Raw genomic sequence first — 25,119 nt, 5'->3', positions numbered from 1 at the left:
CCTAGCGCCATCCGCTATGGCCCCGACCGGGCAGCACACCTCCTCGATCTCTATCGTGCACGTGATCTGAAAGCCGCCAAGGGCTTCGTCATCCACTTCCATGGCGGGGGCTTCTTTAGCGGCCGCCGAAGCAAAGAGGCGCGCCTGTTGATGGAACAACTGGCAGCAGCGGGCTGGATCGGCATCAGCGCCGACTATCGCCTCGAACCCGCGGTGTTCCCCGACCAGGTAGTCGACGCGAAACGGGTGCTTGCCTGGACACGGGAGCACGCCAGAGACTACGGGGCTGATCCTGAGACCGTCGTTCTCGTCGGAGGGTCCGCCGGTGCTCATATCGCGACGATCTGCGCTCTTGCTGCGGGCGACCCACGGTTCCAGCCGGGGTTCGAAGACGCCGATACGAGAGTGTCGGCCGTCATCGGGTTGTACGGGTACTACGGTCCCGCGCCAACACGCGGACTGCCCTCCGCGCCCGAAGACTACCTCAGCGAGGCAACCGGAAGAACCTCGTCAGTCGACATACCGCCGACCCTGATCGTTCACGGCGACCGCGATCCCATGGTCGCCCCGGCAATGGCGCGGACGATGGCCGAGCAGTTGCGCGATGCCTCGGCCGATCAGGTCGTCTACGTCGAGCTACCCGGGGGGCACCACACCTTGGACCGGTTCGATTCACTACGCTGCTCAGCCTTGACTGACGGCGTTGATGACTTTCTGCAGCGAGCTTTGGGGTGACCAACAGGCCACTGCAGGCTCAGAAGCGCCTAAGGGATGTCCTTCGCGGTGTCACTTAGCCACAGAGCGAGGGCATCGAGCCGCGCCAGGCCGAGGTTCGCTCTCTCAATGAGGTCGTCGCTCGGAATGCTCCGCTAGCCGCCGCTGATCCGGATGAGATATCAGACATCATGGACACGCCCATGCTCATGTGGCTTCTGGTGTCGGGATGCTGTCGGTGAGCAGGTGCGCGAGCAGCAGTTTGATGACGAGCAGCGGCGCGACCCAGACCAGCGCGTCCTCCGTCGGCCCGGTCACGACGGTCCACGTGATCAACGCGGCGGCGCAGGCGAAAGCCACTGGCCGACGGAGCGCGAGCGGCGTCGAGGTGATCAGCAGCGCAGATGCGACCAGTCCCAGGTAGAGGACGGCGCTTGCCGACCAGGACTGTGCGGGGAAGAGCAGCGCGACGACGAACGGGTGCACGTGCGCTGCGACGAACAGCACGGAGCGCCGTCGCCAGTGCGGGCCGCGATGGAAGCGTCGTGCCGCTGCCCGTGTGGCGTTGACGACGACACCGCCGGCGATGTCGAATCCGAGCACGGCGAGGACGAGCACGTGCGCGGCCCCGTATCCGGAGACGATTCCGCCTGCTGTCGCAGCCGCAGCTCCCATCAGGGCAGCACCGTATCCGAGCGCGAGCTCCGGCCTCGTCGCGTGCGGCGCGACGAGCAGCGCGTTGACTCGCCCGAGCGCGGAGAGTCTGTCGTTCATGATGCGTGTGGTCCTTCGTCGTGGGTCGCGGATTCGGTTCTCCGGTGGTTCAACCACTCCTGAAACTCCGTCTCCGAGCGGACGGCGTCCTGGATGACGGCTTCATAGACCAGGTATCCGGGGACGGGGTCATCACCTGTGCCACGCGTTCGGACCGAGCGCTTCAGGGCCAGGATGGCCCCCCGGGATTCGTCGGTTACGAGTGGTGCGAAGCGGCGGAGGTGCTCGAGGTCGGGTTGGCGTTCGGGCTCGCCGACGAACCACAGATCCGCGGTCCACAGCTTCTCGCGCGGCGACATGATCTCCAGCCCCAGGTAGTAGCCGTCCGGGTATCGCGGGTCGGTGTTCCATCGGCCGGTGTCGTCCCGGAGCACGACCTGCCGCACGTCTTCGTGCGAGGCGAGTTCCGCCCCCAGAGAGGTGATGCGTCCGATGGTCTCCTCGTTCAGCGCCACGCACGAGGTGGTGATGTCGATGTCCCGCCGATCGATCACGCCCAGGCCGGCGGCGCCGACCACGACCGGAGCGCCGAGGCTCTCCAGCCGACGCCACAGGCCAAGGCGCTCGCACATCGCCCGTGCCTCCTGGTCGAGCCGCCTCGCCCGCTCCAGCAGATGCTCCCCCTGGTGATCCGCCACCGCTCTACGCTTTTCGTGCACGCCGGTCAGCTCTTCGCGGGGGCGAGGGCGAGGGTCGCGCCCATGCCGACCAGCATCCCGCCGCCGGTCGCGCGCATCGTCGACAACCTCCGCGGCGAGGTCGCGAACCACTGACGCGCCGCGGAGGCCACCAGGGCCCAGCACGCATCGCAGGCGAACGCGATCACCGTGAATACGAGCCCCAGGACCGCCATCTGCACCGCGACGGACCCGTTCTGCGGAGTGACGAACTGCGGGAGCACCGCCACGAAGAACACGATCGTCTTCGGATTCGTCACGCCGACGATGAAGCCCTCGCGCAGCACGCGCCACGACGACGACGGGCCGTTCCCGGAAGCAGTCATCGCGCCGGTGTCCACGCGCCGATGCCGGATCGCCTGCACCCCCAGATACACGAGATACCCCGCCCCCAGCAGCTTGACCACCAGGAACACCATCGCGGACTGCGCGACGACGGCACCGAGCCCCACGGACACCAGGAGAACAAGCGGTAGACCGCCGAGCTCGTTCCCGAGCACGCTCAACAACCCACCCCGCCGACCCAGCGCCAGCGACCGCCCGATGACGAACAGCACGCTCGGCCCCGGCACCACGATCAGCACGAACGACATCACGGCGAACGCTACAAGCGCCTGCATATCCGGCATCTACTTCTCCTCTACTTGTCCTCGCCACGCGCGACTTCTTCAATGCGGCGGGGCTGTCATCTCACGGGCCAGACGTCCCGACGCCCGCTGCCACTCGCCGAGTGTGTTCTTCTGCATTGCTCGCCATCGCGGACAGGAGCCGCTCGAAGGCGAGGATCTGCTCGGCGTCGAACTCCCCCAGAAGCCGGTGCCCATCCTGCACGAGGGGTCCGTACATCCTCCAGAGGACCTCCTGCCCCTCCGGAGTCAACTCGATCAGGACTTTCCGACGGTCCGCCGGTGCCGGCCCACGACGCACGAGACCGCGACGACACAGACGATCGACCAGCGTGGTCGTCGCCGCTGGCCGCAGCCCAATAGCCTTCGCCAACTCGCCCGAAGACATCACACCCTCCGTCAACCAGTCCAAACACCGCAGCTCGGTCGCCCCAAGATCCAACGCGCGACCCACCGCGTCATCGAAGGCCTGCGTCACCCGCTGATACCGCTGGACAGCCGCACCGAACGCCTCCTCAGCGTCTTCCCGCGACGAGCCCACGCCGCCCTCCTTCGACTGACGAATCTTTCGACGATCATAGTATCGGAGGGGCGCTGCATGATGTGAAGCACGTTCGCTTGGTGCGCCGCGTCGTCGGCGAAGCGGACGGACGTCCCGGGGGTTCAAACAGACGGACACCGGCTCTGCGCGACTGTCGGGTCATGAGTCTGCTCGTCGGAATTTCATGGCGCCGAGGCGCGCGTTGATGTCGAAAGAGATAAGCAACGTGCTCGCGGCTCTGACCGACCTTCGGAACGACGCAAGGTAGATCGCCAGTCAACTCCGCTATCTCATCGCATGCCCGGTTCCACAGCTTCGTCCTCGTCCACGGCGCTGTCCCGATCTACAAGCTCTTCGACGCCAGGGACGCTACGCTCAGACATTCACCCACGATGGGTCACCGGGCGACTCATTCCCAGCACCGGCGATCCTGAACGAGTGCGGCGGGCCTCACCTGGCTCTCGTCTTCCCAGTGTGGCCAACGGGCTTCGATCCCCGGTGGGATCCTGATCAGGACTCAGATCATCGCCCTCCGTCACTCGTCAATGAGTACTCGATGGTGCTGAGAAACCGGTCCGTTGCCGGGCTGGGTGGCCGGTTGGCGGCGTACACCATCACAAGTTCGCGACCGATCTCGGGCTCGGTGTTCACCGTCCGCAGGTGCGGGTAGCCAACCATCGTTTCGGGGGGAACCAGGGCGATCCCGATGCCGTGCTCGACGGCGCTCAGCAGGTCCGCGATGGTGTCGGCTTCGAAGATGCTCCGCCGATGGAGGCCCGCTTCCTCGCACGCGACGTCGATCCGTGCGCGGAGCGCAGAGTCGGAGCGATACTCAGCGAACTGACGGTCGGCAAGGTCACTCAGGCGAACTCGTCGGCGGCGGGCGAGCGGGTCGCGATGGTTGACGGCGAGCACGAGCGACTGCGCAACCAGGGGTCGCTCGTGCAGGTGGGCTCTCTCGAACGGGCGATCGGCCACTGCGATGTCGAGGTCTCCGGAAACCACATCGTGGATGAGACTCGGTACCGCGTCGTGATGGACGCGCAAGTGGACTTCAGGATGGCGCTCGTGGAAGTCCGCGAGCCATCGCGTCAACGGGATGCCGCCGAGCGCCTGGATAGTCCCGACGCGGAGACGGCCCCGGAGCACACCGCGTACAGCGGCTACCGCGTCCTGCCCGTCACGGGCAGCCTCGAGAGATCGGTGAGCCGCAGGCAGGAGTGCGCGGCCTGCCTCGGTGAGTTCGACCTTGCGGCTGGAACGAACCAGCAGTTCGGCACCGAGTTCGCGTTCAAGCGCGGCGATCGAACTGGACAGACTCGACTGCGCCAGGTGCACCTTCGCTGCGGCGCGCGTGAAATGTCGTTCGTCGGCCACGGCGACGAAGTGCTCCAGTTGCCGAAGTTCCATAGATCGATGGTACCGATCATGACGATCGAAACATTCTGTTGGACAGATTGTTGGGTCGCCTAACAGCCTGGTCTTCGTGGGGGAACGACGAGCCGGGCGGCCATCCGCCTTCTGGGCGGTGGCTGCCGCGCTGACGGCGACGATGATCGGCACAACGTTGCCGACACCCCTGTATCCAACGCTGCAACGTCGTCTCGGCTTTGACGACCTCACGATCACCGTGCTGTTCGCGATATACGCCGGCGGCGTCCTCGTCGCACTGGTGTTCCTCGGTCGCGTATCGGACCTAATCGGTCCCCGCCCTGTGCTCATGGCCGGCCTGGGAGCCGCTGCGTTCTCGGCCTTGGCTTTCCTCAGCGGCACAGGATTGACCGGGCTGCTCATCGGCCGTTTGCTCTCTGGCCTGTCGGCTGGGATGATCACCGGCACAGCAACCGTGGCATTAGCGGAACTCGAACCGCCCGGCAATCACGGGCGCGCGGCGTTGGTCGCCACCGCGTCGAACACGCTGGGCCTGGGGTGCGGACCGCTGCTGAGCGGGCTACTCGCCGAACTCGGGCTCTTTCCGCTCGTGGCCCCGTTCGTGGTGCACCTCGCGCTGGTCATCGTCGCGGGCACCGGCTTGTGGCTGGCGCCGGAACTGAAGTCGCCGAGGTCGACGCCCACGCGGGCACGTTCTCGTTTCCGCATCGACTGGCCGACGTTGCCCCGTGAGGTACGGCCTGTATTCCCCGCAGTGGCGGTGGCGATGTTCGCGTGCTTCGCGATGCTCGGACTGGTGGCCGCCGTCGAGCCCGCGTTCCTCACCCGGCTGCTGAGTGTGACCAACCCATTGCTGTCCGGGGGCGTTGTGTTTGCGATGTTTGCTGGGTCCGCTCTGAGCCAGGTCGCGACCAGACGCCTCCGTGCGGCGTCGGCGCTCATGGCCGGATGCGCGATCGTCCTAGTCGCGGTCTTCGGATTCGCCACTGCGCTGTTCATCGGCTCAGCCGTGCTGATCGTGTTCAGCACCATCGTCATCGGTATCGGCCAAGGGCTGGCGTTCCGGGCAGCTGTGGCGATCAGCAGCGCGCGTTCACCCGGCGACGCGCGCAGCGGAACCATGTCCAGCTTCTTCCTCGTCGTCTACCTCGGCATCTCGGTACCGGTCGTCGCTGCAGGCTACGCCGCCGACGCCACCGGCCTGCGCACCGCCGGTATCGGCTTCACCGCGGCCGTCGCGGCGCTCCTTCTTACTGCCCTCATCACCACGACCCGCGCACGCATAGGAGAGATCCAATGAAACTTGACGACATCCACGGGTACACCTATCGGCCCGGCGACCCACAGTGGCCGTCCTGCTATCAGACCGCAGTCCGTGCCGAACCTGACCTGCTCATCGAAGCCGAAGACGCCGCCGACGTGCAGCGTGCGGTCGCCTACGCCGCCGAGAACGAACTGCCCATCACTGCACGCAACACCGGACACGGCGCCACGTCCTTCACCGGCGGCGTCATGATCAGCACCCGACGACTCCAGCGTGTGGATATCGATCCGGACGCACGGCTGGCTCGAGTGGGCGGTGGAACAACCTGGGACGCGGTCGTGCGCGAGGCCGCACGCTACGGTCTGGCCCCACTCAACGGCAGCGCACCGACGGTCGGTGTTGCCGGCTACAGCCTTGGAGGTGGCATCGGACCGCTCACCCGGCAGTATGGATACGCAGCCGACCACGTCACCGAGTTCGACGTAGTCACCGCCGACAACCGTCCCCGGCACGTGAGCGCCGACAACCACGCAGACCTGTATTGGGCGATGCGTGGTGGTGGCGGCAGCTTCGGCGTCGTCACCGCGTTGCGGTTCCGGCTCTTTCCCGTCGGCCAGGTTCTTGCCGGCGCACTGAGCTTCGACCCTGAGCGATTCCCTGAGATCGTCAGCCGTTACCGGGAGTGGACCACCGGCGTGCCCGACGAACTCACATCCTCACTGTCGCTCATGACCTTCCCCGACCTTCCGACTCTACCGGAACGCATCCGAGGCAAGCGGACCCTGCGCCTCTTCGTCACCTGCACCGACCCCAGGACATGCATCTCCGCGATCGACGTATTACGCACCTGGGGACCGGTCGAGGACACCATCTACCCGATGCCCTACGCCGAGTGCAGCAAGGTATTCGCCGAGCCGGCAACCCCGCACGGCTATCAAGGTGATGCCGTCACTACCGCGGCACTGGACCCCACGGCGGCCGCGACCGTCATGAAACGCATCGATGCCGAGACCGAGAACTGCGTGTTCCTCCAGCTTCATCACCTCGGCGGTGCTGCCGCGCGTCAGCCAGAGCATGAAAACGCGGTCGGCCACCGCGACGCGACTTACGTCGTCCGGGTAACCACACCGGTCGCCCGGCAGGTACCCGGCGACCTCGGGAACAAACAGTCCGCCCTGATCGAAGACCTCGCGCACGGGGCGACCAGTCGAGCACTGAACTTCCTGTTTGGAGACAATACCGCCGAGCTGAGCACAAGTGCCTGCTACGAACCCGAGACCTACCAGCGCCTTGTCAACATCAAGCGCCGCTACGACCCAGCGAACCTCATCCGACTCGGGCGTGCCATATATGTCAACGCATAAGAAGGTGCGCCTTGTTTGAACGTCGGGGCGTGAGGAACGAACTGGTGACAGGTTCGGTTTAGGCCGCGAGTGTGAGTGGCTCGGCTAGCTTGGCTTCGAATTCGATGGGCGTCAAGCCGCCGAGGGTGTCTTGCGCGCGCTGGCGGTGGTACTCCCGCTCGATCCAGACGACGATCGCGAGCCGCAGCTCCTGCCGAGTCGCCCACCGCTGCTGGTTGAGCACGTTCGTCTGCAGCAGTGACCAGAACGACTCCATGGCCGCGTTGTCCCCGGCGGCGCCGACTCTTCCCATCGATCCGACCACGTCGTGGCGGCGCAACTCGCGGGCCATGGCCCGGGAACGGAACTGGCTGCCTCTGTCGGCGTGCAGGATGCAGCCGGCGACCTCACCGCGGCGGGCGACGGCGTTGCGGAGGGCGTCAACGGCGAGCTTCGCGGTCATCCGGTCTGAGATCGAGTAGCCGACGATCCGGTTGGAGAACACGTCTTTGATCGCGCAGCAGTAGAGCTTGCCTTCGCTCGTCCAGTGCTCCGTGATATCTCTGAGCCAGAGCCGGTTCGGCGTGTCCGCACGGAATACTCGCTGGACGTGATCGTCGAACACGGGCGGCCCGGCCTTCTTGCCCTTCCCGCGTCGCCGGCGCTGCGCGGACGAGAGAATCCCGGCCTGCGAGCACAGCTTCCACGCCGTCCGCCTGCTCATCCGCCACCCCGCTCGACGGGCTTCGTCGGCGAGGTATCGGTACCCGAACGTCGGGTCATCGTGGTGCGCGTCATGCAGCGCGTTGATCCGATACGCGCGCAGCAGGTCCGCGTCACGGATCGGATTGTTGCGCCACCGGTAGTAGGGCTGTCTTGCGAGCTTGAGGACCTGGCACGACACCGTCACGGGGACCCCCGAGTCGGCGAGCTCAGATACGAGCGGGTACGTCATTTTAGGGAGCCACCGAGACGCAGATTCGCCTGCGACAGATACGCCGCTGCACGGCGAAGGACCTCGTTTTCTTGTTCGAGCAGGCGGATCCGCTTCTTCAACTCCCGGGCCTCGGCGGCATCGGCGGCGGTCTGACCGGGACGGTTGCCGTCTTCGATATCGGCTTGGCGGAGCCAATTCTGCAGCGTTGCTTCGCTGATACCGAAGTCGGTGGCGATCTGTTTGATAGTGACGCCGCTCTCGCGGCTACGAGCGACCGCGACGACGTCCTCGCGGAACTCTTTCGGATAGGGACCGGGCATGATGACATCCTCCCCGCCAGCGCCTCCCGGCACTAACGATCAGTCGTCACCCATTCGTTCCTCACGCCCGCCGGTCTGGTCGCGACCGATCATCCCGCCCTGCTGGCGCAGCAGCGCGTGCATCTTCCGGACCCCGTAGACGCCATAGTTCTCCGCATGCAGCCGGGTGATCTCCGGAATCAGCAGCTCGTCTCTCAGCTGCCGGGCTGACGCCGGACGCGCTTTCGCGGCCCGGTATCCGCGGGCGGTGAGGAACCCCACCTCGGCCTGCCGCATCACACGGCACACGAGCTCGACCCCGAAACGATCACGCATCTTGTCGATGAACGCGATCATCTCGACGAGGGGCGGCCGAGCTCGGTCGCGAAAAACACGCTCGCAGACCGCAAGATCTCGTTCGCCTTCTCCAACTCGGCGATCTGCTTCTTCAACCGCTTGATCTCCGCCTGCGCCTCACTCGAGGTCCCCGACTGCCGGCCCTCGTCGACGTCGAGGCGCTTCTTCCACAGTCGAAGCGTCTCGGGGTTGACGCCGAGCTTGGCGGCGACGTGCTTGATCGCAGCGTGATCGGTCTTGTGATCAGGGCGAGCCTCGCTCAGCATCCGCAGCGCGCGCTGGCGGAACTCATCCGGATACGGTCCTCAGCGGCGGGGGCCGGTGACGCTATCGGGGCATCTATTGCTGTGGGAGGGTGAGGATCTCGGCGCCATGGTCGGTGATCGCGATGGTGTGCTCGGTGTGGGCGGTGCGGCATCCGGTGGCGCTGCGCAGCGTCCACCCGTCGTCCGGGTCAGTGATGAGCCGGTCGGTGTCGGCCATCACCCACGGTTCCAGGGCCAGCAGCAGCCCGGGCCGCAGCCGGTATCCTCGCCCGGGTCGTCCCTTGTTGGACACGTGCGGGTCCTGGTGCATCGTCGAGCCGATGCCGTGACCACCGAACTCGGTATTGATCAGGTAGCCGGCGCCCGACAGCACCTGCTCGATCGCGTGCGAGAGGTCCCCCAGCCGCAACCCCGGCGCGGCAACATGAATCGCGGCCATCAGCGCCCGTTCGGTGGCGTCGATCATCGCGACGTCCTGCGGGTTGTGGGTGTCGCCGACGATGAAGCTGATCGCGGCGTCCGCCGCGACCCCGTCCTTGATGACCGCGAGGTCGAGGGTGAGCAGGTCCCCATCCGCGAGGCGGTAGTCGCGTGGCATGCCGTGCAGCACGGCGTCGTTGACGGCGGTGCAGATGTAGTGCCCAAAGGGACCGCGCCCGAACGAGGGCGCATAGTCGACGTAGCATGAGGTCGCACCGGCAGCATCGATCATCTCCCGCGCCCACTGGTCAACCTGGAGCAGGTTCGTCCCGACCCGGCAGCGGGCCTTGAGGCGCTGGAGAACGTCGCCGACGATGCGGCCGGTGACTCGCGCCCGGTCCAGCTCGCTCGGAGTGAGGATCTCGATCATCCGGCACCTTCCCGCCAAATCTCCAATACTTATACCGGTACGACTATACCGTGATTAGTATTGGTGGCATGGTCAGATTGCCGCTCACTCGCGAGGACGTCAAACGCGGGCAGCGGCTCGGAGAACTACTCCGTGTCGCGCGCGGTCCACGTTCGATCCTTGACGTCGCGATCGAGGCGGGGATCTCCCCCGAGACGTTGCGCAAGATCGAGACCGGCAGGGTCGCCACACCAGCGTTTCCCACCGTTGCCGCGGTCGCCATCGTGCTCGGCCTGTCCCTCGACGACCTCTGGGCCCAGATCAGCACACCCCACGGATCACCTCCGGAGGCGCTGACGTCAGCGGCGGTGTTGGCTTCGCGCTAACGACACCGCGCGCGGACCTGCTCACCCGCGGTGTTCACCGGGTCGCCTCGTCGTTGTCGTATGGCGGACGGCCGGAGAATGTTGCGCGGTACTCGCTGGGAGAGACTCGGGTGGCGCGGCGGAACTGGTCGCGGAAGGCGCTGGGGCTGCTGAAGCCGATCTGTCGGGCGATGCGCTCGATGCTGTGGTCGGTGGTCTCCAGCAGCTCCTGCGCGTGCCGGATGCGCACACCGGTGACCCATTCCATGGGAGCCTGCCCGGTCTCCTGGTGAAAACGTCGGGTCAGAGTACGGATGCTCGTGTGGGCTGCTGTTGCGATGTCGGCGAGCGTGAGCGGACGGTGGGCGTTCTCCTCGATCCACACGAGCACGTCCTCCAGCGTGGCGGTGCGGTAGGTGGGCGGATTCCGGACGATGAACTGCGCCTGCCCTCCTGTGCGGTGCAGCGGCGCGACCGCCAACCGTGACGCGTGGGCGGCGACCGCTGCACCGAAGTCCCGACGGATCATGTGCAGGCACAGGTCCAGCCCTGCGGCCGCACCCGCCGAAGTGAGCACCTGCCCATTGTCGGTGTAGAGCACATCCGGCTCCACGATCACCCGCGGGAACCGTCGTGCGAGCAGATCGGTGGCGAGCCAGTGGGTCGTCGCGCGCTGCCCATCGAGGAGCCCTGCGTCTGCGAGCACGAACGCCCCCACGCAGATCGAAGCGATGCGCGTCCCCGCCGCCGCTGCCGCACGGAGCGCGTCCGCGACGCCGTCCGGGAGCGGCGCGGCCGCGTCGTTGCGCCCTGGAACCATGATCGTGTCCGCTCGCTCCAGCGCTTCGAGACCCACGCTCGTGGCGATCTGGAGGGGGCCCGCGTCGACCGTGGGCGCCGTCCCGGCGACGATCACCCGATACGCCAGGCGCCCGTCCGGGAGCGTCACACGACCAAACGTCTCCACTGCGGTGGCCAGATCGAACGCGATCACATCAGGAAGAGCGAGCGCGACGACGGTGTACATACCGTGCATCCTACAGATATTCAAGCGCGAGATTGACGTTCAGAACGCGTGGCCAGATTCCGGCGATCATTGACCATCGGGCCGATTGTGCCCGATCGGAACAGGCCGGAGACTCGATAGCGTCGCCGCCGTTTCCGCCAACGCAAGGGAGTTCCCGTGTCGATGTCCGTGCAGATCGTGCTGTTCGACGGGTTTGATCCGCTCGATGTGATCGCGCCGTTCGAGGTGTTCGTCGCAGGCAGCGAGTACTTCCTCGACAACGCACTCGACATCACTCTGGTCAGCGCCGAAGGGGCGCGCGATGTCGTCTCCGGCTCGCAGGGCCTCAGGCTCCGCGCGACGGCGGCGCTCGATCCCCACCGGCCGGGGATCGTGCTCGTGCCCGGTGCATCCGGGCCGGTTGACGGCGACCCCGACGAGGGCGCCGAGACGATCCCGGTCCTTTTGGCACGGTTCGCGGCGACCGGGGCGATCCCGCTCATCGCCAACGCGATGCGCGACCCCGACGTCCTGGTCACGGCAGTGTGCGGCGGCTCGCTCGCGCTGGCGATGGGCGGACTCTGCGAGGGCCGCAACGTCGTCACCCACACCCTCGGAATGCCACTGCTGGAGGCGACCGGCGCGACAGCGGTCAACGCCCGCGTCGTCGACGACGGCGACCTCGTCACCGCCGGCGGCGTCACCTCCGGGCTCGACCTGGCCCTCTACCTCTTAGAACGGCACTTCGGACCCCGGATCGCCCACGCTGTCGAGGAACTCTTCGAGTACGAGCGACGCGGCACCGTCTGGCGCGCCGCCGGCAAGGCCCCTACCACGGTGCCCAAAGCCCCCCACGCCGTGAGCATCCGGACCTGAGAACGAAAGGAACACCAAAGCGAATGAACCCCATCTGCGGTGACTGGCGACTGAGGATGAAAACTCCCATCGGGACCATCGAAGCCAACTACCACTTCGAAGAACATGACGGTTCGGTCACCGGGACGGCGCACGGCGCGGGCGAAGCAGTCCCCCTGACCGACCTTGTGACCGAAGACACCCCGGATGGCCAGCACGCCACGTGGAGACAGCAGATCACCAAGCCCCTCCGGCTCAACCTCGAATACGACGTCACCATCACCGGCGACAGCCTCACCGGGGTATCCCGAGCCGGACGGTTGCCGCAAACCCACGTCACCGGAGAGCGGGTCACCCGATGAACGCCTTCCTGCTGTCTGTCCACGTCCTCGCCGCAATCCTCACCATCGGGCCCGTCGCGATCGCCGCGAGCATGTTCCCCCGGTTCGCCCGGCTCGCGCTGGCATCCCCGGACGATCCCCGAAAGGCCGCGGTGGCACGCATCCTGCACCGCGTCACCCGCGTCTACAGCGTGATCGCCGTCCTGGTGCCCGTGTTCGGGCTGGCCACAGCGGCGAGCATCGGCGTCCTCGGCGACGCGTGGCTGATCGCGTCGATGATCCTCACCGCGATCGCCGCGGTCCTGCTCATCGCCTTCATCCTGCCCAGACAGTCACACCTCGTCCGCGCTCTCGACCCCGACGCAGCCGATCCGGCCCAGCCCTCGCTCGACCGGATCCCGGGGAGCCTAAGCATGGTCACCGGGATCTTCAACGTGGTGTGGGCCATCGTCGTCGTCCTCATGATCTACCGGCCGGGATCGACCACGGGCGTCGGGCTATGAGTCCCCGCCGCATGCTCCAGATCGCGGGGACGGCCGAACTGGTCACCCTCATCCTCATGCTCGCCAACATGCTCACCGTGCATGCACCCGCGATCTCGCAGATTCTCGGGCCGCTGCACGGCCTGGCGTACATGGCCACCGTCATCACCGCGATCCTCGTCCGCGGTGACCGACACATCGTCTGGGTGCTCTCCCTCATCCCCGGCATCGGCGGACTCCTCGCCGCCCGCTCCGCCTCCCCCCAGCAACTCGATCGGCACATCCTCGACGAGGACGTGTAGCTCGGCCTGCGCCGGGGGCGGGATCAGCCGGTCGACGGCATGGTCACGACGGGCGCGCGCCGAACGAGAGGCATCAGACGGCCGCGACGCACCAGTCAGCTCGCCGAATCCTCTACGAAGGCTGGGGATCTGGCTCGCTCAACGCAACGATCAGATCAACGCAGTCACTGTCACTTTGTGGTGGGGATCGCCCCCTCAACGCCGAAAACCTCCTCGGCGAACCTCTCCCCGAGAAGCCGGTGGGTGGCCGCATCAGGGTGGAGGTCGTCTGGGAGTGGATGTGACTGTGCATCGCTCGCCCCGTAGAGGGCCATTCCGTCGAGTTGGAAAAGGTTCGGGTCGGACGCGGAACGGTCGTGAACTACCCGGTCGATGTCAGCGCGGATCGTGGCGAGATCAAGCTTTCCACTTCGGACCTCCGCTGGGTCGCCGGCAGCGACGAATCTCGTCTCTCCCCGGGAGAGCGCGTCAGGGTCGAACGCTCCGGGCCCGGGTGTGTGTTCGAAGATCGGGCTCCACAGCGGGGTGACCAGCAGCAAAGGCGTGTCGGGGTGACCGTCCCGGATCACGTCGAGGAAGCCATGGAGTGCCGGGGCGAAAGCGCGACGGCGCATGAGATCCGCGTTGACGATGTTGATCCCCACTTTCACGGAGATCAAGTCGGCGGGCAGATCCCGTATCGTTCGTGCGACGAACGGGTCCAGTAGGGCACTGCCACCGAAGCCCAGGTTCGTGAGTTCTACGCCTCCGAGACGCGCGGCAACCGCCGTCCAGATGGTGGCCGCGCTGGCTGCGTTAGATCCCTGGCTGATCGAGGACCCGTAATGAACCCATGTTGGAGCTGGCCGGTGCGCCGGAGCGAGCGGCTCGTCTGCGTCAATGGAGATCAGTTCGACTGACTCCGAATACGGCAGCCATATCTCGACCAGACGTTCCACGCCACCGGACACGCCGAGCTCAAAGGTCAGCTCTTCCGGCTCGGCCTCTGAGCGGGTGATCTCGCCAGTGGTGAGGTCACGAAGGATCTGAACCGCGCTCGAAAGCGAGGCCGAGGCGACGAGTTCCCCGTCGACGAGTACATCGAACACGCCCGGCGCACGCAGCGGAACGCCGACGTAACCGAACCGCTCAGCGCGAGCCACAAGAGTCACGCGTGTTGCGGCAGATCGAAAAGCGACTCGAACTCCCGCGGGCTGCGCTTCGGCTAGCTCGAGCTGCGCATCTGCTTGACGCCGAGCCCACGCAGGTAGGCGATGCGGTCGAACGCCAGTTTCGGTGCGCTCGATCTCGACAGCACCACGAACAAGTTCAGCTGTGATCTCCACTAGATCCTCCTTCACGTTCATCTCGATGCGTTGGCCAATGACTGAGCAGTTGATGTAGCGCATCGATACAGCGTTGCCAGCTGACCTCAGGGTCGGGCTGTGAGTGTGCGAACCCACCCGAACGCTGCAGTTCGATGTAGCCGTGGATGGTTGCACCGATGAACCGGACGGCATGCACCTGCTCTTCCTCCGGAACCTCGTATCCCCTCAACACCGCCCCAGTCAGCTGCACATGCCGCGGGCCATCACTCGAGTGCGCAGTGGGCGAATCCAACCGCAGGCGCGCAGCCTCATACCGCCCAGGATGATCTGCCGCGTACGACCGGTACGTAGCCGCCAACGCCGTCAACGCGTCACGCCCCGACCGACCTGACAGCGCCGCGGACAAGCGATCGGAAAGCTCAGAAAGCGCCCGAAGCGCCATGCGAGTCCGCAGATCCCGCAAACTGCGAACGTGCGTGTACAGGCTCGCTGCCTGCACCCCGGCACGCCGAGCAAGAGCAGACATCGTGACCCGTTCCACCCCCTGTTCATCCGCGAGACGACACGCATCCTCTACGAGACGCTCCGTCGTGAGCCGCGCACGATTCACTTCATCACCTTCCCTTATTAGGATTTACCCTAACATGTTTAGGATTCTGGTTGACATCGACGTGACGAACTGTGGCTCTCGCCATCATCCGATGAACCGCATCACCGCCTACAGCACCCAGAACACGGGAGGTTTGACCTGCTCCTGTCGGGTGATCTTGCGTCGGCGTGTGGACGTTCACGCGTCGCTCACTACGACGTTACGTAGCGTCACATCTCGTGTCGGGCCTCTCTCGTGCTCGCCGCCCCGTAGAACGGCTTCGGAGCGCAGGCGACACTCCCGCGAGGTTCCCCTGCGCCTCCTGCATGAAGAACCCGCGATTGCGCCGCGCCCGAGAAGCACAAGAGGTGGACACGGCTCAACTCAGAGAGGAGAAGATCACGGCGGAATCTCACGATCCTGTCCGAAGCGCCATGGCGCCGTACTCAGCGCAAGTGTGTTCGACGCAGGCCGCTCCGCTGGAAAGCGCAGCCCTGCACAGCGGCTTGCCGATGCGGATAGCCGCCGTTGAGATGGTGCGGCGGTTGCCGACAGCGCGTGCGGTATTCCCGTTCGCGAAGATCGTCAATGTCGTCGATGGCGTCTGCGAGATCCGGACGAGGGAACGGAACGTGATCTTGCCGACGGGTTCTGCGGTCGCGGTCGGGGCTGGCAGGTGGTGTCAGTTGGTCCCGAAGCCTGAGGTGCGGGCCTGGACGGTGTACGCCGACGATGAACTGTGGCGAAGGCAGATGGAATGCTTTCTGCCGATCAAGCAGCGCCTCGTTCCTGGTCTTCATCCTGATGATTGGGATGGCGCGCCGCTCGTGCTGCATGTTGGGAAAGAGCGCTTACACGCACTGGAGCCGATCTGGCGGCAGCTCAGCTTGCTCGACACGAATCGTCAGCCGTTGGAGTTGGTGACCGCCCGCACGATCGAGTTCGTCGCGCGGTGGGTTGCCGAGGTCGTGCCTGTCTTCCTCGCCCCGGACGCCCGATCAGAAGGTCTCGTGGATGCGTGGCACCCTGTGGATGGTCGCCTGACCGACCCAGTGCTGGTCGGGCATATCGGGAAAGCAGTTCACGTGCTGCGCGCCAGGCTCGCCGAGCCGTGGACGGTGTCGTCGCTGGCGCGGGAGGTCGCACTGTCTCGCACACATCTGACTCGTTTGTTCGCCCGGTACGCGGGCGCACCGCCGATGCGATTTCTCACGGAGGTTCGCGTCACTGAGTTCACTCGGCTTATCGAAGAGACCGACATGTCGCTCGCTTGCGCGTCTCAAGCGGTGGGTTGGAGTGATCCACGGGTAGCCTCGCGATGGTTCCGTCAACGATTCGGCGTTACCCCGTCGCAGTACCGGACTGCCCTGTCCATGCACGTCGAGAGCAGCGCCGCGTCGTTGAACTCGGCAGTCGGCTGACCGCACGTCTCAAGAAACTCGCCAGAACGACCGCGTTCTGCGTGACGCGAACCCTCCTCCCTCCCGGGGTCTCCCGCGTGTCCGCCGAGCAGCGTTAGGACGGGACAGACACGTCGGTTTCAGTGTGGATTCTGGCGGTCGCGCTGCCTGGCCGTCGTCCGCCTGGTCCTTCTGCGTTCCCTGGCGCACCTGATGTTCACGACGGGTCGTCTTGTCCGGCTGGTGACCCGTTGCCGGGAGGAGGTCTGTGGTGGCAATGAACGAGGAGGAGCGGGCTGCGCGGGATGCGAAGCTCGAAGAACTCCATGAGCGGTTGACCGCGGCCGTCGACCTGCTTGTGTCGGGTGAGGACTGGAAGCGTGCGCTGGAGTTCGCTGCCCGGTTCCGGGCGCGGTCGTTCCGCAACACGCTGCTGATCTTCGCTCAGCATCTCGATGCCTACGAGCAGGGCCGGGTCGCTTCCCCGGAGCCGTCGTATGTCGCCGGTTACAAGCAGTGGCAGACGCTGGGGCGTCAGGTGGAGCGGGGTCAGGCGGGGTATGTGATCTTCGCGCCGGTGACGGCCCGGTTCGCGTCGAGCAATCCGGCTGATTCTGAGTCGTGGCGGCGGCTGGGGCGGTTCGAGAAGCCGAAGCCCGGCGAGGTGGTGCGTTCCCGGATGGTCGGCGCGAGGCCCGCCTACGTGTGGGATGTGTCGCAGACCAGCGGTGATCCCGTGCCCGAGCGCCCTGCCCCGACGCTCCTGGAAGGCGAGGCGCCCGACGGGCTGTGGGCTGGGCTTGCCTCCTTGGTGGAGGCCGAAGGGTTCACGGTGGTGCGCGTCGCGGATGAGCGGGAGATTCGTGGCGCGAACGGCGTCACGGACTACGCGAACCGCACGGTGGCGGTGCGGATGAACATGGATGAGGCCGCGCAGGTGAAGACCCTGGCGCACGAGCTGGCGCATGTGAAGCTGCACGGTCCGGACAACCCGGATGCGACGGGGCATCGCGGGATCGGTGAGGTCGAGGCCGAGTCGGTGGCGTTGATGATCGGTGCCGCGCACAGCATGGATACCACCGCCTACACGATCCCGTATGTCTCCGGGTGGGCGGGCACGGTGAAAGACAAGGAGCCGGGCGAGGTCGTGCAGGCCACCGGTGAACGCGTCCGCAAGACCGCCGGGGCGATCCTCGATGCCCTCGACACCGTCCAGGTCGGCACCGGAGATCCGCCCGGTCTGACCCGTGAGTCCGCGGCGCCGTCGCGAGGGGCCGGGGCGGAGCGGGCAGTTCCGGCACTGGTCGAGCCAGCGCCTTCCTCGCGTGCGGCGGAGGCCGTGGTGAGGGGGCTGTGATGAGCGTCGCCAGCGTTCTCGCTTCCCTCAGCGGGCTCCCGCTTCCGCAAGCCTCCGCGCGGCTCGCGGCGGCGGGTGTGCCGGTGTTTCCGTGCGTGCCTAGTGAGAAGCGTCCGCTGACCCGGCATGGCTTCCATGAGGCGAGCGTTGATCTGGCGCAGGTGGAGGCGTGGTGGCGCCGGTGGCCGGCCGCGAACATCGGCGTCCCCACCGGCGCCCCATCCGGGGTCGATGTCGTGGACGTGGACCGCAAGCCGGACGGGAACGGGTTCGATGCCTTCGGTCGTGCCCGCCGGGCGGGGCTCGTGGAGGGGTGGGTGGCGGTGGTGCGCACGCCGTCCGGTGGCGCGCACTTCTACTACCCGGCCGACCCCGGCCGGCCGCAGCCGTCATGGCAGGCGGCCGCGGCACGTGTCGACTTCCGCGGCACCGGCGGGTACGTCATCGTCCCGCCCTCCGCCGTCACGACCGACCACGGCCGGGCTGGGTACTCGCTCACGGGGAGTAGTGACCGGGAGCCGCGCCCGGTGGATGCGGCGGCGCTGCGGGATTTCCTCGATCCGCGTCCCGAGCCCGTCGTGCATCGGGCGCGGGGCCCTGTTCGTTCGGAGGACGCGAAGCGGCTGGCCGACTGGGTGGGCATGCGCGCGGAGGGCGAACGCAACCGTGGCCTGTTCTGGGCCTCCTGCCGCCTGGCCGAGGCGGGTCTGTCGCTGCCGGAGATGGTCGATGCGCTCGCCCCGGCGGGTGAGCGGGTCGGGTTGCCGCCGCGGGAGGTCGTCACGACGATCCGCTCCGCCTACCGCGCCACCCACGTCCAACCCGCACCATCCAGCGCGGTACGGGACGATGACCTGCGGCGCGTGCCGCGTCTTGCAGGGCAGGTGCTCTCATGAACCCGCAGGCGCAGGCACCTGTGCGGTCGCGGGGTGGCCGGGTCGCGGTGGCGACGGCGGTCGCCGGGACGGTGTTCATCGCCGCAGGTGCGTTCTGGCTCTCCTTCACCGCTCTGGCGGACCTTGCCCGGCGTTCCGGGATCGAGGCGGGGCAGACGTGGGCGTGGCCGCTGATCGTGGACGGGATCATCGTCGTCGCAACCGTCGCTGTCGTCGCGCTCGCCCGGCAACGGTCGGCTTGGTATCCGTGGGTGCTGCTCGCTGCGGGCGCGCTGGTGTCGGTGACGGCGAATGCGATCCATGCCGTCGTCGCCGCTGACGCCGATGTGCCGGGCGTGCTGGCGGCGTCGGTGGCGGCGGTGCCGCCGCTGGTGCTGCTGGCGATCACGCACCTCACCGTCATCCTCACCCGCCCGGCTTCCGAGCCCGTCCCGCCGCCCCTCGCTGACGAGGAGACGACCCCGGCGGGCGGTCTGCCCGAGTCACAGGCGGTCATCCTCACTCCGGCGCCGGAGCGGACGCCGATGCGGGAGGTGGCGGTGCGGTTGCGGGATGCGGAGGGCTGGTCGAACAAGGCGATCGCCCGGCATCTGGGTGTGCACCCCTCCACTGTGGGCCGCTGGTTCGCGCGGCCCGAACTGACTGCGACCGCTGACAGCGATGAGGAGAAGCCATGAACGACGACCGGAACACGAACATCGAGCCCACCGTGACGGCCGTGCGCGAGCGGGACGAGCGCGAGGGTGGCCACGTCGATGAGACGCCGCACGAGGGCGAGACGTCCGCGCTGGCCCGGCACCGCGACCCGTCACTGACCAAGGACTCGACGGCGAAGGACGCGGCGAAGAAGGAGCTGCCGGGGGCGGAGTGGGTGCGGCCGACTGACCTCATGGCGTCGCGCTCGGCGCGGATGGCGGGTCGGGGCATTGACTTCCAGGCCGAGCTCGCGCGTCGCGCCCGCAGGGTGCCGGGCCAGGCGTACCGGGCGGCGAGGACCGGGGCGCGGTCGGGTGCGCGGTTCGTGAGCGAGCGTGCGCGGAAGTTGCCTCCGGTGACCGCGTTCGGCCGCGGTGGCGGGGAGCGGTTCTCGTGGGTGTCGCGCTCCGGGATCGGGCTCGGGTAGCCGCCATGCACGCCGCCGGCCGATCCGTGAGCATGCCTGCTGGGGAGCATGTGCGCACCTGCCTGTCAGGAGGTGCCCTGATGCAGACTGCAACAGCCCGCGACCGGCGGGAACGTTTCGAGGACTCCGAGGCGCTGCGCGCCCTGCTGAACCGGCTCCACGAGGCCGGGCGCGGGGCGTGGCAGCGTGACCCGGAGGCGGCGGCGCTGATGGAGCACGCCGCGAACAAGTACGCCGCCCTCGCCCGCAAGCACGGCCTCGACCCGTGGGAGGCTGCATCGGCCGCGTTCGAGGCGATGCGGGGCGCGGCGACGCGCCGGGCTGAGGACCCGTGGGCGGTAGTGACGCGGGCGGTGCAGGTGACCTGCACCGCCGAGGAGCGCGGCAACGGGCTGCTGTGCTCCGTGCACCAGGCCCGTCGCCCGAAGTACTCGGTGTTCCACGATGCGGAGCGGTTCAGTGACCGGGAGAATCCGCTTCCCGACTACCACCCGGCGTTCTGCTTCGACCCGTTCACCGACCCCGACGATGATCAGGATGACGAGCGTCCGGTGCGGGAACGGGCGATGAACGTCACCGCCGCGATCGAGGAGACGATCGCATTCCTGACCTGGGTCGGCTGGGAACCCTCGACAGCCCGGGCCGCGGTCGAATACATCACCACGCGGCTCGCGGAGTCGGTGTCGCGGGCGTCGGCGTTCGAGGTGCTGCGCCGCGACCGGCAGGCCCGAGCACTCCTGGACCTTCCGGGTGCGTCGTGGACGGCGCTGCTGCGGATCGTGCTCGGCACCCCCGACCCGACCCTCGCACACACCAACGCCGGGCGCGGGATGCTCGTGCGGCTCCTGATCGGCCAGCCCCTGCGCGCCCTCCTCACCGACGACGACCTCGTGATCGCGGCCGGGCTCGCCGCCCCACTCCTGACAGGGGGCGAGGAGTCATGAGCACGGTGCCGGCGGGACACATCGAACTGGAGCGCGCGGTCGACTCCATCATCGTCGGCCGCCGGCACCGGCACGACCACGGCGACCTCGCGCCCTTGGTGGAGTCGATCCGCCGCAACGGGCTGCTCCAGCCCATCACGATCACCCTCGACGGCCACCTGATCTGCGGGGCGCGGCGCCTGGCGGCGTTGAAACTGCTCGGTATCAAGACCGTCAACGTCTGGGTCAGGTCCGGGATCTCCGACCGGCTCGGGGAACTCCTCGCCGAACAAGACGAGAACGTCCTGCACAAGCCGCTCACCCAGCTCGAAGCCGCCGCCCTCTACCGCGAACTCAAGACCCTGCTCGCCGAAGACGCCGCCCGCCGCCAGGAGGCCACACGGTTCCAGACGACCGCGGACGACGCAGAAGACGGTGGTGCCAATTTGGCACCACCGCAGTTCGAGCAGGGCAAGGCTCGCGCTCAGGCTGCGCGGATGGTGACTGGCCGTGCCTCCTATACGACATTGGAGCGCATCGGCCGGTTGCAGGACCTGGCCGCGGACGAGTCGCAGCCGGAACCGGTACGGGCGCGCGCGGCGGCGGAGGTCGAGCGGATCAAGGCAGGCGGGAGCGTCTATCCCTCGCACCTGCGCGTGAATGCCGAACTGTCGCTGGCGGAGCTCGACCAGCTCGCCGCGGACCCCGCCCAGCCTGTCGAGGTGCGTGAACAGGCACGGGTCGAAGCAGACACGGTGCGGGCGGCGGAGCAGGAGGCGAGGGCGGCGGAGCTGGAGCAGCTCGCGCAGGCCGCGCTCGCCCGCGTGAAGGCGGCTAAGGCCGCCGGGAAGAAGAAGCCGGCACGGCCCGCGCTGACGGCGGTGAACACCGGGGAGCCGGTGCCGTTCCCGCTGACCGCGTTCCTGGCCATCTGGGACGACATGGCCGGATGGTGGACCCACTACGATCCCGCCGACGTCGGCCCAGCTCTCACCGCTGAACAGTGGGCACGGTTCGAGGAGACCATCGCCGGGACCATCGCGTTCGCCAACGCCGCACGCGCGGCACGGCAGGACCGGGCCGCGCACATCGCCTGAACCCGGTGACGGGTCGCGCACCTTCCTGGCAACCACGCATCCGTTGTTGCCGTCCGGGAAGGACCCCGTGATCATGGACCCCGCCACGTCTGATGACCGTCGCCGTCGTCGCCTGCTGATCGCCGCCACCGCTGGCGGCCTCGCTCTGCTCTTGCTCGTCGGAGTCGGCATCTACGGGCTCGTCCGTGGCCCCGCCGCCCCGTCGGACCCGGCGCGGAGCGAGCGGCCTTCCACCACCGCGCCCGTGACACCGGCCCCGACCTCGGGCGCAGAGCTGGAGCCTGTGGACCAGCACCTTGGGCCGGAAGCGTTCGCCCGAGCAGTTGCAGAGGCACTGTTCACTTGGGACACCACGACCGGGCTTACGCCGTCGGACTATGCGCAGGTGCTCGCGGATGCCGCGCACGGCAGCGAGGCCGACGCCTTCGTCGGTGATGTCCGCGCCTACCTGCCGACGAACGATACGTGGGCGCAGCTGCGCACCTACGCGACTCGCCAGTGGCTGACCATCGACGACGTGTTCGTCCCCGAGGCGTGGGAGACCGCCGTCGAGCAGGCCGCCCCCAGCCAGATACCCGACGGGGCGGTCGCGTACACCATCTCGGGGACACGGCACCGGGACGGCATCTGGGGCACCGATCCGGTCGAAGCGTCCCGCCCGGTCTCCTTCACCGTGTTCCTCGTCTGCACCCCGCCCACGCCCGGTCGCGGCACCGGGTCCGGGTTGTGTGAGGTGCTGCGGCTCTCACAGCTCGACAACCCTCTCCGCTGAGCCGAGTCCGTGATGAAGAAGCTCGCGCTCCTCGCCCTCACCTTGCTGCTTCTGGGGCCGTCCACGATCCTGCTGGGCGTCGCCACGCTCGGCGGCACCTCTGCGACCGCCGCCGTCTGCGCGCCCGGCTCACTCGCGGTCGGCCCGATCCCGGACTCACTGACCGCGACAACCCGTAACGGGGAGACGGTCACGCTGAACCGGCAACAGCTCACCCACGCCGCGACGATCATCACCGTCGGAGGGCAGACAGCCGGCGTCGGCCGCGATGGGGTGCGGGTCGCGCTCATGGCTGCGCTGACCGAGTCGACCCTGCGAATGCTCGCCAACACCAGCGCCTATCCCGAGTCGGCGGAGTACCCCAACGACGGCGACGGTTCGGATCACGACTCGCTCGGGCTGTTCCAGATGCGCCCGGTCAGCGGATGGGGCACCGTCGCAGAGCTCATGGACCCCACCTACCAGGCGCGAGCGTTCTACGGCGGGGAGTCCGGCCCGAACTACCCGTCGCCGCGGGGCCTGCTCGACATCTCCGGCTGGCAGCAGATGGATCCCGGCGAGGCCGCCCAAGCCGTCGAGGTCAGCGCCTACCCCGACCGGTATCAGAACTACCAGCCGGTCGCCGAGGCGATCCTCGCTGCCCTCACTCGGCCCGCTCCTTCCGGCGACGGTGGCGGGGACGAGACGCCCGTCGTGCCCGAGACGACGCGCATCGTGTTTCCGCTCCCGGAAGGCACCTGGGTTCGGACGAGCCCGTTCGGGTGGCGAAACGACCCGATCACCGGCGAACGCCGCTTCCACGCAGGCTCCGACTTCGCCGCCGCGGACGGCACTCCGATCTACGCCGTCGCAGATGGCGTCGTGGTGCGAGCGAATTACACCGACGCAGGCGGCGGAGTCATCGTCATCGAGCACACCGTCGGCGGGCAGCGGGTCGCATCCATGTACATCCACATGTGGTCTCACGGCATCCACGTCGCAGAAGGCGACACCGTGACCGCGGGCCAGCACATCGGAGACGTCGGCTCCTCCGGCCACTCCACCGGCCCTCACCTCCACCTGCAAATCCACCCCGGCGGCGCAAACGCCGGCGCGGTGGACTCCGACGCCTGGCTCACCGACCACGGCGCCGAAGGCATCACCGGCGGCGACACCACACCCGCTCTCTGCACGGCAGGAGGGGGTGCGTGATGGACGTGTTCCCCGACTTCGGCAGCGTCGGCGGCACAGCCAGCCTCCGCGAGATCGTCGGCGCGCTGCTCATGTTCGTTCTCGTCACCGCCGTGCTCATGCTCATCGTCTGCGCCATCACCTGGGCGATCGCCTCCTCCAACGGCAACTACCAGGCAGCGACCAAGGCCCGCGCCGGCCTGCTCGTCTCGGTCGGTGCCGCGGCCCTCGCCGGCGCCGGGGTCGCGTGGCTCAACTTCCTGCTGGACGTCGGCACCCAGCTCTAGGTAATGACCGCCGGCCCAGAAACACCGTTCATCGGACAGACCCGGTTTCTCCCCCGGAGAGTGGAATCCGTCACCCGGACCGCGCGCGTTCAGCGTGCCTCTCACGATCGGGCTGCTCCTGGAAGCTCCGGGAGGCACGGCGGTCGATGACGATTACGTGCAGGCCACGTCGGATGCCGCTGAGGTGCTGTCTGCAATAGGGCATCGTGTCGTGCGTGTGCGGCCCACCGAAGAGGTCAGGAGGGTCGGCTCCGTCTTCGGCGCGATCGCCGGGGCACATCTGGCCAGGCTCCTGAGCGATGGAGAAGACCTCGATCCGGACGTGCTCGAACCGGTGACTGCAGAGGTCGTGCGGGCGGGGCGGAGCATGACAGCCGTCGAACTCCTGCGTGTCCTGACGGAACTGCACGCTCTCAGCTACGCCTTCGCCGATCACTTCTCGGGCGTCGACGTCGTCCTGTCCCCCACGACAGCTCAGCCTCCGCCGCTCATCGGGACGATGAGCACGGACCGCCCCGCAGCGGTGCACTTCGCAGAGCTCTTCTCGGTCTCTCCGTTCGCTGGCATCTTCAACGTCACCGGGGGTGCCGCTCTCTCCGTCCCGTGGGGCCTCGATCAGCGTGGTCTGCCTGTGGGAATCCACCTCGGCGCCGCCATCGGTGACGACGAGCTCATACTCACGCTGGGGGAACAGTTGGAGAACGCTCGCCCCGATCTGACGCGACTGCATCCGCCGGATGCTTGTGGGCCCGGGAATGGGCGACTCCAAACAACACAGGACAGGCCGGCAGACAGAGCCGGCAAGTAGCCCGCCATCGACGCCGAGAA

Annotated in this window: 30 protein-coding genes and 1 pseudogene; 19 read left to right on the top strand and 12 right to left on the bottom strand. The window is 67.5% G+C overall.

Translation table 11 applies throughout. The annotated features are described in order from the left end of the window. A partial coding sequence (locus MR1_RS05555; RefSeq protein WP_157517909.1) for an alpha/beta hydrolase occupies nt 1-735 on the top strand: 735 nt, incomplete at its 5' end. A 186-nt stretch (nt 736-921) separates the two neighbouring features. Here MR1_RS05555 and MR1_RS05550 read toward each other — a convergent pair. The 5 genes from MR1_RS05550 to MR1_RS05530 form a co-directional block, all read right to left on the bottom strand. Continuing rightward, nucleotides 922-1,488 (bottom strand): hypothetical protein, encoded by a 567-nt coding sequence (locus MR1_RS05550; protein ID WP_067243768.1) that lies wholly within the window; start codon nt 1,486-1,488, stop codon nt 922-924. Further along, nucleotides 1,485-2,258, bottom strand: a complete 774-nt coding sequence (locus MR1_RS05545) for a hypothetical protein (protein ID WP_217996185.1) — start codon at nt 2,256-2,258, stop codon at nt 1,485-1,487. The genes MR1_RS05550 and MR1_RS05545 overlap by 4 nt, the downstream gene beginning before the upstream one ends. After that, nucleotides 2,153-2,794, bottom strand: coding sequence for a LysE family translocator (locus MR1_RS05540; protein ID WP_067243766.1), 642 nt, complete (start codon nt 2,792-2,794; stop codon nt 2,153-2,155). Before MR1_RS05540 ends, MR1_RS05545 begins: the two co-directional genes overlap by 106 nt. 61 nt (nt 2,795-2,855) lie before the next feature. Next, the gene (locus tag MR1_RS05535; protein ID WP_067243765.1) at nt 2,856-3,332 is read right to left on the bottom strand and encodes a MarR family winged helix-turn-helix transcriptional regulator; all 477 of its coding nucleotides are present in this window, start codon (nt 3,330-3,332) and stop codon (nt 2,856-2,858) included. Between the two features lie 522 nt (nt 3,333-3,854). Continuing rightward, complete coding sequence (locus MR1_RS05530) at nt 3,855-4,742, bottom strand: LysR family transcriptional regulator (RefSeq protein ID WP_067243760.1); 888 nt, start codon at nt 4,740-4,742, stop codon at nt 3,855-3,857. A gap of 118 nt (nt 4,743-4,860) precedes the next feature. On the opposite strand from MR1_RS05530, the gene MR1_RS05525 reads away from it, so the two are divergent. Together MR1_RS05525 and MR1_RS05520 are read left to right on the top strand one after the other, a co-directional pair. Continuing rightward, nucleotides 4,861-6,024: an MFS transporter gene (locus MR1_RS05525; RefSeq protein WP_217996184.1), complete on the top strand. Its 1,164-nt coding sequence runs from the start codon at nt 4,861-4,863 to the stop codon at nt 6,022-6,024. After that, on the top strand, nt 6,021-7,352 hold the full coding sequence (locus MR1_RS05520; protein ID WP_067243758.1) for an FAD-binding oxidoreductase: 1,332 nt from the start codon (nt 6,021-6,023) through the stop codon (nt 7,350-7,352). Before MR1_RS05525 ends, MR1_RS05520 begins: the two co-directional genes overlap by 4 nt. Before the next feature lie 58 nt (nt 7,353-7,410). Here MR1_RS05520 and MR1_RS05515 read toward each other — a convergent pair. The 4 genes and pseudogenes from MR1_RS05515 to map form a co-directional block, all read right to left on the bottom strand. Further along, nucleotides 7,411-8,588, bottom strand: a protein-coding gene (locus MR1_RS05515) for an IS3 family transposase (RefSeq protein ID WP_394358247.1) whose coding sequence is annotated in 2 segments (ribosomal slippage) — nt 7,411-8,319 and nt 8,322-8,588 — 1,176 coding nt in all. Because the reading frame shifts where the segments join, the coding sequence is not laid out codon by codon here. Nucleotides 8,589-8,627: 39 nt separating this feature from the next. After that, nucleotides 8,628-8,924 (bottom strand): IS3 family transposase, encoded by a 297-nt coding sequence (locus tag MR1_RS05505; RefSeq protein WP_067243755.1) that lies wholly within the window; start codon nt 8,922-8,924, stop codon nt 8,628-8,630. Next, nucleotides 8,921-9,211: pseudogene (locus MR1_RS05500) on the bottom strand (transposase); the annotation flags it as partial. The pseudogene MR1_RS05500 and the gene MR1_RS05505, both read right to left, overlap by 4 nt. Nucleotides 9,212-9,263: 52 nt before the next feature. After that, nucleotides 9,264-10,040 carry a type I methionyl aminopeptidase gene (gene map / locus MR1_RS05495; protein WP_067243750.1) on the bottom strand — a complete coding sequence of 259 codons (777 nt, stop codon included), beginning with the start codon at nt 10,038-10,040 and terminating at the stop codon, nt 9,264-9,266. 68 nt (nt 10,041-10,108) lie between these two features. On the opposite strand from map, the gene MR1_RS05490 reads away from it, so the two are divergent. Beyond that, a complete protein-coding gene (locus MR1_RS05490; protein ID WP_006902578.1) occupies nt 10,109-10,405 on the top strand; it encodes a helix-turn-helix transcriptional regulator in 297 nt (98 codons plus the stop codon). A 34-nt stretch (nt 10,406-10,439) separates the two neighbouring features. Here MR1_RS05490 and MR1_RS05485 read toward each other — a convergent pair whose 3' ends face one another. Next, nucleotides 10,440-11,411 carry a GlxA family transcriptional regulator gene (locus tag MR1_RS05485; RefSeq protein ID WP_067243748.1) on the bottom strand — a complete coding sequence of 324 codons (972 nt, stop codon included), beginning with the start codon at nt 11,409-11,411 and terminating at the stop codon, nt 10,440-10,442. Between the two features lie 162 nt (nt 11,412-11,573). Between MR1_RS05485 and MR1_RS05480 the strand changes: the two genes are divergently transcribed. From MR1_RS05480 to MR1_RS05465, 4 genes are read left to right on the top strand one after another with little or no spacing between them, the layout of a single operon-like run. Beyond that, nucleotides 11,574-12,266, top strand: a complete 693-nt coding sequence (locus MR1_RS05480) for a DJ-1/PfpI family protein (RefSeq protein WP_067243793.1) — start codon at nt 11,574-11,576, stop codon at nt 12,264-12,266. A 56-nt stretch (nt 12,267-12,322) separates the two neighbouring features. Then, on the top strand, nt 12,323-12,607 hold the full coding sequence (locus tag MR1_RS05475; protein ID WP_217996182.1) for a hypothetical protein: 285 nt from the start codon (nt 12,323-12,325) through the stop codon (nt 12,605-12,607). Continuing rightward, nucleotides 12,604-13,089: a hypothetical protein gene (locus MR1_RS05470; RefSeq protein ID WP_067243745.1), complete on the top strand. Its 486-nt coding sequence runs from the start codon at nt 12,604-12,606 to the stop codon at nt 13,087-13,089. The genes MR1_RS05475 and MR1_RS05470 overlap by 4 nt, the downstream gene beginning before the upstream one ends. Nucleotides 13,090-13,100: 11 nt before the next feature. Beyond that, entirely contained in the window at nt 13,101-13,370 is a 270-nt protein-coding gene (locus MR1_RS05465) for a hypothetical protein (protein WP_231492954.1), read from the top strand. A 170-nt stretch (nt 13,371-13,540) separates the two neighbouring features. On the opposite strand, the gene MR1_RS05460 is transcribed toward MR1_RS05465, so the two are convergent. Together MR1_RS05460 and MR1_RS19290 are read right to left on the bottom strand one after the other, a co-directional pair. Continuing rightward, nucleotides 13,541-14,758, bottom strand: a complete 1,218-nt coding sequence (locus MR1_RS05460) for an SGNH/GDSL hydrolase family protein (protein ID WP_255218100.1) — start codon at nt 14,756-14,758, stop codon at nt 13,541-13,543. Continuing rightward, nucleotides 14,679-15,287: a TetR/AcrR family transcriptional regulator gene (locus tag MR1_RS19290; RefSeq protein ID WP_084344388.1), complete on the bottom strand. Its 609-nt coding sequence runs from the start codon at nt 15,285-15,287 to the stop codon at nt 14,679-14,681. The genes MR1_RS05460 and MR1_RS19290 overlap by 80 nt, the downstream gene beginning before the upstream one ends. A 305-nt stretch (nt 15,288-15,592) precedes the next feature. On the opposite strand from MR1_RS19290, the gene MR1_RS05455 reads away from it, so the two are divergent. The 11 genes from MR1_RS05455 (at nt 15,593) to MR1_RS19285 (ending at nt 25,099) form a co-directional block, all read left to right on the top strand. Then, nucleotides 15,593-16,687 (top strand): helix-turn-helix domain-containing protein, encoded by a 1,095-nt coding sequence (locus MR1_RS05455; protein WP_084344387.1) that lies wholly within the window; start codon nt 15,593-15,595, stop codon nt 16,685-16,687. A gap of 256 nt (nt 16,688-16,943) precedes the next feature. Further along, on the top strand, nt 16,944-18,023 hold the full coding sequence (locus MR1_RS05450; protein ID WP_067243742.1) for an ArdC-like ssDNA-binding domain-containing protein: 1,080 nt from the start codon (nt 16,944-16,946) through the stop codon (nt 18,021-18,023). Beyond that, nucleotides 18,023-18,919 carry a bifunctional DNA primase/polymerase gene (locus MR1_RS05445; protein ID WP_067243740.1) on the top strand — a complete coding sequence of 299 codons (897 nt, stop codon included), beginning with the start codon at nt 18,023-18,025 and terminating at the stop codon, nt 18,917-18,919. Before MR1_RS05450 ends, MR1_RS05445 begins: the two co-directional genes overlap by 1 nt. After that, nucleotides 18,916-19,596, top strand: a complete 681-nt coding sequence (locus MR1_RS05440; protein WP_174522513.1) for a DUF2637 domain-containing protein — start codon at nt 18,916-18,918, stop codon at nt 19,594-19,596. Before MR1_RS05445 ends, MR1_RS05440 begins: the two co-directional genes overlap by 4 nt. Further along, complete coding sequence (locus MR1_RS05435) at nt 19,593-20,042, top strand: hypothetical protein (RefSeq protein ID WP_067243738.1); 450 nt, start codon at nt 19,593-19,595, stop codon at nt 20,040-20,042. Before MR1_RS05440 ends, MR1_RS05435 begins: the two co-directional genes overlap by 4 nt. A gap of 80 nt (nt 20,043-20,122) precedes the next feature. Continuing rightward, entirely contained in the window at nt 20,123-20,986 is an 864-nt protein-coding gene (locus tag MR1_RS05430) for a serine/threonine-protein kinase (protein ID WP_067243736.1), read from the top strand. After that, the gene (locus tag MR1_RS05425; RefSeq protein WP_067243733.1) at nt 20,983-22,062 is read left to right on the top strand and encodes a ParB N-terminal domain-containing protein; all 1,080 of its coding nucleotides are present in this window, start codon (nt 20,983-20,985) and stop codon (nt 22,060-22,062) included. The genes MR1_RS05430 and MR1_RS05425 overlap by 4 nt, the downstream gene beginning before the upstream one ends. Before the next feature lie 73 nt (nt 22,063-22,135). Further along, a complete protein-coding gene (locus tag MR1_RS05420; RefSeq protein WP_067243786.1) occupies nt 22,136-22,834 on the top strand; it encodes a hypothetical protein in 699 nt (232 codons plus the stop codon). 12 nt (nt 22,835-22,846) lie between these two features. Continuing rightward, on the top strand, nt 22,847-24,025 hold the full coding sequence (locus tag MR1_RS05415) for a M23 family metallopeptidase (protein WP_067243731.1): 1,179 nt from the start codon (nt 22,847-22,849) through the stop codon (nt 24,023-24,025). Then, nucleotides 24,025-24,291 carry a DUF6112 family protein gene (locus tag MR1_RS05410; RefSeq protein ID WP_022883064.1) on the top strand — a complete coding sequence of 89 codons (267 nt, stop codon included), beginning with the start codon at nt 24,025-24,027 and terminating at the stop codon, nt 24,289-24,291. Before MR1_RS05415 ends, MR1_RS05410 begins: the two co-directional genes overlap by 1 nt. A 94-nt stretch (nt 24,292-24,385) precedes the next feature. Beyond that, a complete protein-coding gene (locus tag MR1_RS19285; protein WP_084344386.1) occupies nt 24,386-25,099 on the top strand; it encodes an amidase family protein in 714 nt (237 codons plus the stop codon). Nucleotides 25,100-25,119: the final 20 nt, after the last annotated feature.

The sequence above is a fragment of the Microbacterium resistens NBRC 103078 genome (genome assembly GCF_001552355.1).
Taxonomy (GTDB): domain Bacteria; phylum Actinomycetota; class Actinomycetes; order Actinomycetales; family Microbacteriaceae; genus Microbacterium; species Microbacterium resistens.
This window is presented reverse-complemented; position numbering and strand designations above follow the sequence as displayed.

What these genes read in the sequence shown, in the direction of transcription:
- MR1_RS05435 (WP_067243738.1), top strand. Translation starts at nt 19,593, where the DNA reads ATGAACGACGACCGGAACACGAACATCGAGCCCACCGTGACGGCCGTG.
- MR1_RS05445 (WP_067243740.1), top strand. Translation starts at nt 18,023, where the DNA reads ATGAGCGTCGCCAGCGTTCTCGCTTCCCTCAGCGGGCTCCCGCTTCCG.
- MR1_RS05475 (WP_217996182.1), top strand. Translation starts at nt 12,323, where the DNA reads ATGAAAACTCCCATCGGGACCATCGAAGCCAACTACCACTTCGAAGAA.
- MR1_RS05460 (WP_255218100.1), bottom strand. Translation starts at nt 14,758, where the DNA reads ATGCGCTACATCAACTGCTCAGTCATTGGCCAACGCATCGAGATGAAC.
- MR1_RS05430 (WP_067243736.1), top strand. Translation starts at nt 20,123, where the DNA reads ATGCAGACTGCAACAGCCCGCGACCGGCGGGAACGTTTCGAGGACTCC.
- MR1_RS05550 (WP_067243768.1), bottom strand. Translation starts at nt 1,488, where the DNA reads ATGAACGACAGACTCTCCGCGCTCGGGCGAGTCAACGCGCTGCTCGTC.
- MR1_RS05480 (WP_067243793.1), top strand. Translation starts at nt 11,574, where the DNA reads ATGTCCGTGCAGATCGTGCTGTTCGACGGGTTTGATCCGCTCGATGTG.
- MR1_RS05420 (WP_067243786.1), top strand. Translation starts at nt 22,136, where the DNA reads ATGGACCCCGCCACGTCTGATGACCGTCGCCGTCGTCGCCTGCTGATC.
- MR1_RS05485 (WP_067243748.1), bottom strand. Translation starts at nt 11,411, where the DNA reads ATGTACACCGTCGTCGCGCTCGCTCTTCCTGATGTGATCGCGTTCGAT.
- MR1_RS05450 (WP_067243742.1), top strand. Translation starts at nt 16,944, where the DNA reads ATGAACGAGGAGGAGCGGGCTGCGCGGGATGCGAAGCTCGAAGAACTC.
- MR1_RS05490 (WP_006902578.1), top strand. Translation starts at nt 10,109, where the DNA reads ATGGTCAGATTGCCGCTCACTCGCGAGGACGTCAAACGCGGGCAGCGG.
- MR1_RS05425 (WP_067243733.1), top strand. Translation starts at nt 20,983, where the DNA reads ATGAGCACGGTGCCGGCGGGACACATCGAACTGGAGCGCGCGGTCGAC.
- MR1_RS05520 (WP_067243758.1), top strand. Translation starts at nt 6,021, where the DNA reads ATGAAACTTGACGACATCCACGGGTACACCTATCGGCCCGGCGACCCA.
- MR1_RS05465 (WP_231492954.1), top strand. Translation starts at nt 13,101, where the DNA reads ATGCTCCAGATCGCGGGGACGGCCGAACTGGTCACCCTCATCCTCATG.
- MR1_RS05530 (WP_067243760.1), bottom strand. Translation starts at nt 4,742, where the DNA reads ATGGAACTTCGGCAACTGGAGCACTTCGTCGCCGTGGCCGACGAACGA.
- MR1_RS05410 (WP_022883064.1), top strand. Translation starts at nt 24,025, where the DNA reads ATGGACGTGTTCCCCGACTTCGGCAGCGTCGGCGGCACAGCCAGCCTC.
- map (WP_067243750.1), bottom strand. Translation starts at nt 10,040, where the DNA reads ATGATCGAGATCCTCACTCCGAGCGAGCTGGACCGGGCGCGAGTCACC.
- MR1_RS05440 (WP_174522513.1), top strand. Translation starts at nt 18,916, where the DNA reads ATGAACCCGCAGGCGCAGGCACCTGTGCGGTCGCGGGGTGGCCGGGTC.
- MR1_RS05540 (WP_067243766.1), bottom strand. Translation starts at nt 2,794, where the DNA reads ATGCCGGATATGCAGGCGCTTGTAGCGTTCGCCGTGATGTCGTTCGTG.
- MR1_RS05505 (WP_067243755.1), bottom strand. Translation starts at nt 8,924, where the DNA reads ATGATCGCGTTCATCGACAAGATGCGTGATCGTTTCGGGGTCGAGCTC.
- MR1_RS05455 (WP_084344387.1), top strand. Translation starts at nt 15,593, where the DNA reads ATGAAGAACCCGCGATTGCGCCGCGCCCGAGAAGCACAAGAGGTGGAC.
- MR1_RS05470 (WP_067243745.1), top strand. Translation starts at nt 12,604, where the DNA reads ATGAACGCCTTCCTGCTGTCTGTCCACGTCCTCGCCGCAATCCTCACC.
- MR1_RS05415 (WP_067243731.1), top strand. Translation starts at nt 22,847, where the DNA reads ATGAAGAAGCTCGCGCTCCTCGCCCTCACCTTGCTGCTTCTGGGGCCG.